General features: G+C 46.2%; 15 protein-coding genes. All 15 read right to left on the reverse strand.

Translation table 11 applies throughout. The annotated features are described in order from the left end of the window. A partial coding sequence (locus N6H06_RS22720) for a hypothetical protein (protein ID WP_263708040.1) occupies window positions 1–527 on the reverse strand: 527 nt, incomplete at its 3' end. Then, window positions 527–823: a hypothetical protein gene (locus N6H06_RS22725; protein ID WP_263708041.1), complete on the reverse strand. Its 297-nt coding sequence runs from the start codon at window positions 821–823 to the stop codon at window positions 527–529. The genes N6H06_RS22725 and N6H06_RS22720, both read right to left, overlap by 1 nt. A 3-nt stretch (window positions 824–826) precedes the next feature. Further along, window positions 827–1039 (reverse strand): hypothetical protein, encoded by a 213-nt coding sequence (locus N6H06_RS22730; protein ID WP_263708042.1) that lies wholly within the window; start codon window positions 1037–1039, stop codon window positions 827–829. Beyond that, window positions 1023–2636: a hypothetical protein gene (locus N6H06_RS22735; protein ID WP_263708043.1), complete on the reverse strand. Its 1614-nt coding sequence runs from the start codon at window positions 2634–2636 to the stop codon at window positions 1023–1025. Before N6H06_RS22735 ends, N6H06_RS22730 begins: the two co-directional genes overlap by 17 nt. A gap of 15 nt (window positions 2637–2651) precedes the next feature. Further along, window positions 2652–2906 carry a hypothetical protein gene (locus N6H06_RS22740; protein WP_263708044.1) on the reverse strand — a complete coding sequence of 85 codons (255 nt, stop codon included), beginning with the start codon at window positions 2904–2906 and terminating at the stop codon, window positions 2652–2654. A 14-nt stretch (window positions 2907–2920) separates the two neighbouring features. Further along, window positions 2921–4297, reverse strand: coding sequence for a phage terminase large subunit (terL, locus tag N6H06_RS22745; RefSeq protein WP_263708045.1), 1377 nt, complete (start codon window positions 4295–4297; stop codon window positions 2921–2923). Then, window positions 4287–4880, reverse strand: coding sequence for a transposase (locus N6H06_RS22750; protein ID WP_263708046.1), 594 nt, complete (start codon window positions 4878–4880; stop codon window positions 4287–4289). Before N6H06_RS22750 ends, terL begins: the two co-directional genes overlap by 11 nt. A gap of 47 nt (window positions 4881–4927) precedes the next feature. Then, entirely contained in the window at window positions 4928–5293 is a 366-nt protein-coding gene (locus N6H06_RS22755; protein WP_263708047.1) for a hypothetical protein, read from the reverse strand. A gap of 58 nt (window positions 5294–5351) precedes the next feature. Next, window positions 5352–5549: a hypothetical protein gene (locus N6H06_RS22760; protein ID WP_263708048.1), complete on the reverse strand. Its 198-nt coding sequence runs from the start codon at window positions 5547–5549 to the stop codon at window positions 5352–5354. A 181-nt stretch (window positions 5550–5730) separates the two neighbouring features. After that, a complete protein-coding gene (locus N6H06_RS22765) occupies window positions 5731–5952 on the reverse strand; it encodes a hypothetical protein (protein WP_041823948.1) in 222 nt (73 codons plus the stop codon). 47 nt (window positions 5953–5999) lie between these two features. Continuing rightward, complete coding sequence (locus N6H06_RS22770; protein ID WP_263708049.1) at window positions 6000–6419, reverse strand: hypothetical protein; 420 nt, start codon at window positions 6417–6419, stop codon at window positions 6000–6002. Between the two features lie 80 nt (window positions 6420–6499). Beyond that, on the reverse strand, window positions 6500–6622 hold the full coding sequence (locus N6H06_RS22775; RefSeq protein WP_263708050.1) for a hypothetical protein: 123 nt from the start codon (window positions 6620–6622) through the stop codon (window positions 6500–6502). A 160-nt stretch (window positions 6623–6782) separates the two neighbouring features. Then, the gene (locus N6H06_RS22780; protein ID WP_263708051.1) at window positions 6783–7286 is read right to left on the reverse strand and encodes a hypothetical protein; all 504 of its coding nucleotides are present in this window, start codon (window positions 7284–7286) and stop codon (window positions 6783–6785) included. Window positions 7287–7558: 272 nt separating this feature from the next. Next, a complete protein-coding gene (locus N6H06_RS22785; protein ID WP_263708052.1) occupies window positions 7559–8098 on the reverse strand; it encodes a helix-turn-helix domain-containing protein in 540 nt (179 codons plus the stop codon). A gap of 137 nt (window positions 8099–8235) precedes the next feature. Continuing rightward, on the reverse strand, window positions 8236–8582 hold a 347-nt coding region (locus N6H06_RS22790), incomplete at its 5' end, for a hypothetical protein (protein ID WP_263708053.1).

The following is an 8582-nucleotide window of genomic DNA, read 5'->3' on the forward strand; positions in this document are numbered from 1 at the left end:
CCGTCTGTGGTGCGATGACCGACAATGCCATGCTCTTTAAATCTCTCGGTTAAACGCGCGGATATAACGCGGTTGTGGTCGCCTTGTATGGAGCCTTTAGCCAAGTCGTCTTTAAACGTCTGCCTTACATATTCCACATCCGCTTTTACGTATCCCTTTGCTACCTCTACAGCAGCCTTGATGTCGTCCATTGTGTCGTTGACAATCTGCTCAAGCGCTTCGCGGTGTAGCTTACGCTGCAAAATAGGACGGATAACAGCTTGGTTTCCTCTTGCTATCGCACCAACGGCCAGCCCTTCTTCTCTGAGCAGCGCGTTCCCCTCAATCAGCCCGTTTGTATAGGCAGATAGGAGTTCGGCAGGGAGAACCTTTTCAATCGATATTCCCATGCTGTCTAGTGTGTCAGAAATGGCACGTATAAGCTCTTGCGCCCCACGGTCAGACGTTAACCCCTCGACAGTACCAACGTCCCTGTATATGCCCTCCAGGACTTCAGAGAAGTATTTAAGGAGTTGGTCGATGTTCATTATCGGCTCCTGGCGACACGTTCGCGTATGTTATCGATATTTTCGGCTACAAACTTAGCGATGTCATTCGGTCTTAATTCGATCAATGTATTATCTTTTTTCACAGTGTAAGAACCGTCAGCCTTGGATTCAATTTCGCCAACTTCATCAAAACGAAACGTGTACTCTTCTTTCTCCTTCTGGCGCTCTTGCTTATATTCCTCATACGCTTCTATGACAGCATTGATTTGATCGACGGTGACACCAGTACCTTGTGTACGATACATAATAAAACCCATCATTGCGTACTCGTTCATCTTTTAACCCTCCTTCTGACCTCTTAGCGCACGATTTTGAATATGGTTGTAATCAGCAACCATTTCAACCACTCGTCTTCTGAATTCAACTGCATCGCGCATTGAAATAGCGTTATCCCCTGAAATCCTAACATCAACGTTTACATATACCTCTCTATCATCGGGTTCCTCTGTAATGGTCACTCTCAGCATGTCCATTCTATTCATTTTCTTCATTCTCTCCCCCTCCGGTTAACGGCTGATCTCGGTTATCAAGATAATTCGATAGCGAGCCGCCACCTATTGAGTTTGTTGTTGTTGACTCCATTTCTAAGCGCTCTAGCTCCTGCTGTATCCATTCTTCGGATGCGAGAGGGTTAATGTTGCGGACAGTGGTTTCAAGGCTCTGAGCGCCTTCTCTGTACGCTGACATGTTTTCTTCTATCAAATCCTTGCGAGCAATCGGAATCATGGAACGAACAGCTATATCCGGTTCCTCGATCTTCACCGAGTCATCATCTTGAGCAATAAGCCACAAGACGTTTTCGAATAGCTGTTGCAGAAAATAGATGTACTCCCCTTGTATCTGCTCCGCCTTGATAATCGACGTCATTAAGTCGTAAAACTTCGCTGTGCCGCTCTGCGCGGTGGCGGTTCCTGTTGTTTCGCCCAGGTAGTAGTCGATAGCTTTGGAGCTGGTACGCGTCTCTGCCAGTACTTGTTGCATAAGGTGGCGCACGGTTTGGATGTCGCCAATTTTACTTGTGTCAATTTGGATAACTTCGATTGCCTTGCCGTTTTCGTCAAAGGTGGTGATTTCCAAATCCCTGTGGTCGATCTTCTGTTCCGGGTTGTTCTCCCCGTAACGCTCAATGGCTAGATCAGTTAAGCGCTGGAATACCTCGTTACTGACAGCGATGCGCGGCTTTCCGTTACGCTCATAAATCAATGAAGCCCTTGTAAGCGTCCAGTTTATTTCGTCCTGCTTCCCCTCTACTCCCTTTAGGCAGCTACGGCCGAGAGGGTTCATAAACGTTTTTTCGTTCGGCCAGTAAACAACAAAAGGACGTTTCCGTCCCTTGAACGTCTTCTTTAGCTCCTTTAGCCCAAGTAGTTCTTTTGCTTTTGCCTCTTCCACAGGCTCAAACGTATCGCCGCCGTCCGAGCCTTTCATGAGGATGTTCTCAGTGACTAAGCCCTCTTTCTCAACACGCTCTCTATAGACGTGCAAATACCTTTCATCCTCTATCTTGCGGTCATAAACTAAATCAACGCCTAGCCCATCGTCGTGCGGATAATAGACGTCACGTTGCTTAAACTCAATCCGCGGCCCACGCTCATCCAGCCATACGCATCCAACCAGACCGCCATCTACTTGCTGCTGGACGATGTTCGGCATGTGCTCCATCCGCAAGTTGCTGTTTTTCTCGATCTGCTCGATTAACTCTTGCTGCAAATCGATGATCTCCGCATTAAAGGAGTCGTCCTTTGTCCCCTCTATCATGTTGTCCGTATCGCTGCTGACTTGTTTTAATGCGTCAGGATTGCGCATAAAGGATGTTGTCACCTTGCCGAGTGAGCGCGATACGAATACAGCGGGTATTTCAGGTATCAGCTTACTTACGTTTGCGACTAGATAAGGCGTCTGCACTTGTTGCGCTACATAGTTGCCGTCCTTAATCGCGTCGGTAATCTCCCCTTGCTGTATCAGTCGTTGAGCACGGGGGAAAAGGTCAACGTGTTCGCCCTCGTATAGCTTTCGGTATTTGTCAATTTGCCCGTGATACGCCTCAATCACTTTCTTATCAAACTTATCCCACGCTGGTAATTTCATATGTCACCTCATCCCTCAATCAGGCATGTAAACAATGTCACCCGACACCTCTTCTTTAGTCCATATATGTTTAACAGGCCATTCGAAACCAGTCATAACCTCTCTGCCTGTGTCCTTATAAAACAATCCTTCTCTCCAAACACAGAAAGCATATTTTTCGTTTTCTCTAAGGTGTTTAATCGCTTTGTATTGATCGCAATGTAGAATTGCTTCAACAAGACCGTTCTTCCTATGCATGTAGAATATAGGACGTTTATAAATATCAGCCATAATAACCTCCCTCTCTACCAGGCTCTAGCAGAGCTGATGCCAGCCCGTCGCTTGTTGCCTAATCTATTTAAAGCTTGCGTTGCACAGTCTACTTGGTCGTCGTTTGCTCCGTTCGGGAAAGTAGCGCATTCCTCCACGAAGTCTTGTACCCACGGCGCATTCTTCGGTAGGTAGACATTCCCCGCCTCAATGTCCGGCGTTACAGCCTGCGCCCTAACTACCTTTCCGCCCTCCGGGTTAACCGGAATAAGCCCGCTAATCTCTCGTTTCAGCGTTGCGATGACGGCGGAACCGTTCGCTTTATCCTCTATAAGCTTCGCCCTAGCTCGCGGCCATTTAGCAGACATGGAACGAATCGCCTGCACCGTGGACGGAAAATCCATCTTTGCCCTTACCTGGTCGAGCAGATATTTGTCAGCGCCCTTTCTACCCCATACCTGACCAACAACATAGTCAGAGTTATCAGAGTCCTTAAACGTACAATCCCAGGACTGTATAATCTCTTCAAAGCGGGATGGAGGGGCGTCATAATACTGCCACCAACTACGATGGAATATGTTCCCGCTACTAGGCGATGGCCTTTGCTGATATAGCGCTGCCCATGTACGGGAACCAACTTCTAGCCGCTTATTCTCTGCCCATTCTTCGTCGAAGCCTAGTTCAGGGCAAAGGGGTTCGCCTTCCTCCCTGCCCAACAAGTCGTCCTCGTCTTCGGCAATCGCGGGGAGCCTGAGCCGCTCCCACTTATGCGGGCTATTTTTGAGTAGCCAACCTATTAGGTCATCCTCATGCCACCGAGTCATGATTACAATGACGCTGCCGCCCTTATGTAGACGGGTCATCAACGTGCTTTCCCACTCTGCCTTGATCTTCTCACGCACAACGACAGAGTTTGCTTCCTCCGCATTTTTGATTGGGTCGTCCACGATTAGTAGGTCGGCACCTTCCCCTGTAATGGAACCGCCGATACCTGTACTTATCATGCCGCCGCGTCTACCCGCTAAAGACCAGTTGTTGCTGGCGCTATTCTCAAAGGATAGCGAAACGCCAAAAAGACGCTCACCGAATTCAGCTATCTTGTTTCGGTTAAAGCGTCCAAATTTGCGCGCAAGGCTGTCAGAATATGCAGTTGTGATAACTCGTTTGTCCGGATTGCGTCCAACGTAGTAGGAGGGGAAAGATTCAGTCACGGTCATACTCTTTCCGTGCCGCGGTGGTATCTCGATCAGAATATACCGCTGTTCCCCTTCCGCTATCGGCTGCAAGTGTTTGCAAATAAGTGCTGTATGCCTAAAATGCCTATACGCTCCGTGGTGGACTAATTCGACATAATCATAGTAAGAACGGCGCGAAGCTTCGTACTTGGCTAATTGCGCTAGTTCATTCTTCATCTGAGGCGTTAAGCTTCGCAAGTGCTCTCAACTCCTCCAATGAGAGGGCCTTTAAATCGACACCATGATCGATTGCCCCGCTATGATTAACCTCCTGCTTGTCACGCCAACGGTCAGGGCGTCGGTTTTTGAGCCAGAATATTTGGGCCGTGGTGTCTGGTGACACTTCTTTTGTCTTTTCCTCCACCAAAACGCTTTTATAGCGAGATACTCCTAACTCTACAACCCTAAGTTCTTCGAGTGTTGCTTCTGGATTATCCAATTTATATCGATTTACCGCGGCTACTTTCCTTGCGTGAAACTCTCCTTCGGACATTTGAACTGTCTCATATTTTTTTTCTGTGAATTCGTACCCTAACGCTCTTTTTAACAAGGCGTTTTCTACTTGAAGGTCAACAACCTCTTTGCCCTTTTTTAAGGCGTCTGAAATGTCCGAGTGCTTCTTTTTCCACTCGTACAGTGTTGACCGCGTAATACCGATGTTCTGGGCGATTTGTTCATCGGTTAAGCCGTCTCGCGCCCATCCCTCTAATAGGAGTAACCCTTCTTCCGTTAGCCAATCTGCATATTTCCCCTTAGCCATTACGTCATCCCCTTATCATCCCCTTACCAGTTGGGTTGGATTTGTATTTAAATTGGTTCGCTTATTAAGCCGACACTAGCCCCTTCCTTACGAGCCGTCTCGAGCTTATATACGATTTGACTTTCTATCCGCTTATAAAATGAATATTCATCAGGTGAAAGAACCACAGGCTTTACGTCATCTGGATTATCAGACTTACGCGCTTCTATTCGGATTCTTTTTTTATCCCCGTCTTGGAACGTCTCCACTCTTACATCAATAGGGCGCCCTGCTGCATAAGACAGCACCGCTACACCATTGTTTTTCTCGTCTGGAATCCTTGTTCCGACTGGACCAGCATAATCAACGCACGAAGTGCCAACGACCGCTTTTCCTGTTGTATCAGGTTTCCTGCTCCAATTACTCATTTTCATTGGTAATCCCTCTTCTCACAAGAAATGGTATTCAAAATAAAAAAGCAGCCCCCTCGGACTACTTTGCATGGTATTTTAAATATCTCGCTTCAAGCGCCTGTGTTACCGCTACGCTCTCAGCGTCAGTAATGGTCTTGTTCTTGATCTTCGGCAGCATGCTATGAAGCCACTGCGCGAATTCCTTATCCTGTTTCATGCGTTCTGCTTCTAGCTCGATGATTACATTTAGGTCGGGTATCTTTTGTTTCTTCGCCACTTAACCACCTCATTAGAGAAATTCTATGCCGTTGCCATGCAGACGAACATTCATTCCCGTTACATCCAGCTCCTGATCGCCTATGAATACATGCGTCCAGTCACCGTTTCTTTTCCTTACAGCCGTTCCCCAGGAGAATTCTACTACCTCCCATGGCTTCAAGCTATGCACTTTAGACATTTTATTCAAATCTATCCAGGATAGACATGCCTTTCCCCACTTCCATCATGCCCACTTGCTGTATCTTGTCCTCTGTTGAATGGTAGACCCCTACTTCTCCGTTTTTATATGTGCAGACAATGGAAAATTCTTCGATGTCTTCTTGTTCACTAAGAAATTGTTCCACTAGACTCTTTTTGGAGTATCCCCCGTTCTTCTCTCGCCTCTTATCATCTAGGTTCATACAAATCCCCCCTAAGAAAAAAGGGCCGCCCGTAGGTAGCCCTATGATTAGGCGTTAGCCATAATCTTATTAACAATTCTATCCGTCGCTTGTTTAACCTTACTAACGGCCAGTTCGTCTTTTTTATACCCACTTTCAATCTTAGCCTTGTCCGCCATCCTTTTTTCAAGATCAATTGCACTTATCATTTCATCAGAAGCGTTGATAAATAGGATAAAGGCGTCAACCATTTCTTTGTGCTCTTTATCCAAGAAGATAGGAGTAATTAAAGTATTTAATTCGGTCAAAAGTTGTTTGTATTCCCTAACACCTTGTTCATACGATCTTTTGATCTTTAATAAACCTTCGTAATCAGTCGGCAGATTATCTAAATCCACATCAAAGTAATGTCTTGACACTTTGCCGATATTCTCCCCTATCTTACCTATAGCTTTTACATAACGCTCCACTTCTGGACTTAATTTCATTTTGTCAAACACCTCCGCCCGACTCATTCGACAAAGGCGGCTAATGTCCTGCATCTTTCTACACAGAAAACAGAAAATATTTAGGGGCGTCCAGCTTTACCGACTCCCTTTAAACAGCCAGCAAACGGGCATGTGGCTTTTTGCTCGTTTACCCGTTTAAGCCAGATGCACGTTTGGCATTCTTTTACGCTTACTTTCTTCATAGTCTTTGCTCCTGTATATAAAAAGACGCCCGTTAGGACGCCTTTGCCTTTATTTTCCGTTTTATAGTGCGGGCATATCTCTTCGCATTAAGATCGAGTATTTTAAATAAGTAGCCCCTGTCTCCGGTACGCCGGAACATGAACCGATAATATAGGCGCTTCATCGGTATTTCACCACTAAAATAGAAGCGTTTCCCCAATCATATTCGACGCTGCGCCTTCCTTCTGGCGATTGCATGCGTATATCGAAAATACTATCGGTTGGAGCAAAGAAGTGCTTAACGCCCTCTCTTCGTTTCAATTCACCGACTAAATCAGACGTCGAATAGCCGGAAATACTTGATTCGCTATCCTCGCTCTGAATACGGTGATGTTCTTTCCGCTCCATTAGTTCACCTAGTTCTTTTAGCCATTCGCTCGGAACAACTTCGCCAGATTTTAAACGTCGGCAAATCGCTTCCCCGATCTCTCTTGCCCTCTGCTCTTCGTGTATATATCTAGGCTTTAATCCTAGCGTAGGTTGTTTATTCATCTTTTGTCCCTCGTTCCGATAGTCTTCTTCCTTGATGGTAAGCGGTTCACTCGACATGGTATATTCTTTTCCTTCTTCCGATGTATAGACAAAGCACACTTCACCTTCATGCGCATTTTCGAATGGATTCAATATAAACGCTCCCTTCTGTATATAAAAAAGCGCATACGGCCTTATGGCTCATACACGCTTTTTAGTAAAATCCAGTCTTCGCAATACGAAACTAGTTCCCTGTCTACAACTTGGTAGACGGGCATCACACTGCACAAGCGGACAAAAGCCGTTTGGTGTTGTCGCCTCCTGTCCCTTGTACGGTATGTGATATTTTATGATGATGCGCTGCCCCGATTGTAGTCGTTGCAGCGCCAGATTAGCATAACGCATTGGGTATTATCCCTCTGCTATCAGCATACAACCTTTTTCTTCTGAGCGCATTTTTCTTTCATTCCTGTATTTCCTGTACTTTCTTTCATTCCTGTATTTTCTTTCATTCCTTTCAATCCTGCATAAATCTGCTCGACCAAGTTATTCTTGATCTTGCTGACCTTGGACTCCGATAACCCTAAGTGCAGGCTTATTTGTGTTTGTGACATGCCATCCAGTAAGCAAAATAACACTGCTTTATCCCGATCATCCTTGATATGGTCAATCATTTGTTCGACCGCCCGTATTTTGCTTCTAATCTTGATTAAGTATCTATGCTGTTTATCGCGGCGAACGACCTCGTTCCCCACCTTGTCGCTCGTTTGCCCTTTCGGCTTGGGAAGGGAAGCTTCAACGCCATACGCCGTCGTTACAGACGTATCCACTTCGTTTAAAGTTGATTGGATGCGGTCAACCTCTTTCGGCATCCAGTGGTAGTCACGTAGCGCCTGTTCGATGTCGTTTCTGTTCAATTTCTCTCCCCCTATATTGTCTTCTTTTCCAGTTGTTTCCTCAGCCACCTAGTTGACTCGTTGGCCGCATGACAATTAGCGCAATAAAAATGCGGACGTGTTGCTACATAATGCTTTAGCCTTGTCAAATCAATTGGACACCCGCACTTATCGCAAAAATACAGCAACACCATGCCATATACCCCCTATGCCGTTCTGGATTGGTTTCCTCCCTCAGCCGTTATAGCCTTGAGCATGTCTTTTAAGCTATTAGCCGCCCTTTCATATGTCCCAGCCACGCCCCGCCAAGTGAGAAATTCTCCCTCATACTCGGCGGCTTGCGTTAGCTGCTCACCCTTCGCAATCCTGGATAAGTATTGCCCGTCTGTGCTGTTCTTCTTTCCGTCGCTTCTTTCGCTCTTGTATGCCTGCCCCTGGGCGATTTCAGCCATTCCCTCATGGTATTTGTATAGCTTTTTAAAATGTCCCGCTATACGCCAGGCAACGCGCTCTACTTGGGAATACAAGTATTCGAGCTTTGCTATCTCGAAAG

Origin of the sequence: Shouchella tritolerans, from assembly GCF_025770735.1 — a bacterium.
Classification (GTDB): domain Bacteria; phylum Bacillota; class Bacilli; order Bacillales; family Bacillaceae_D; genus Shouchella; species Shouchella tritolerans.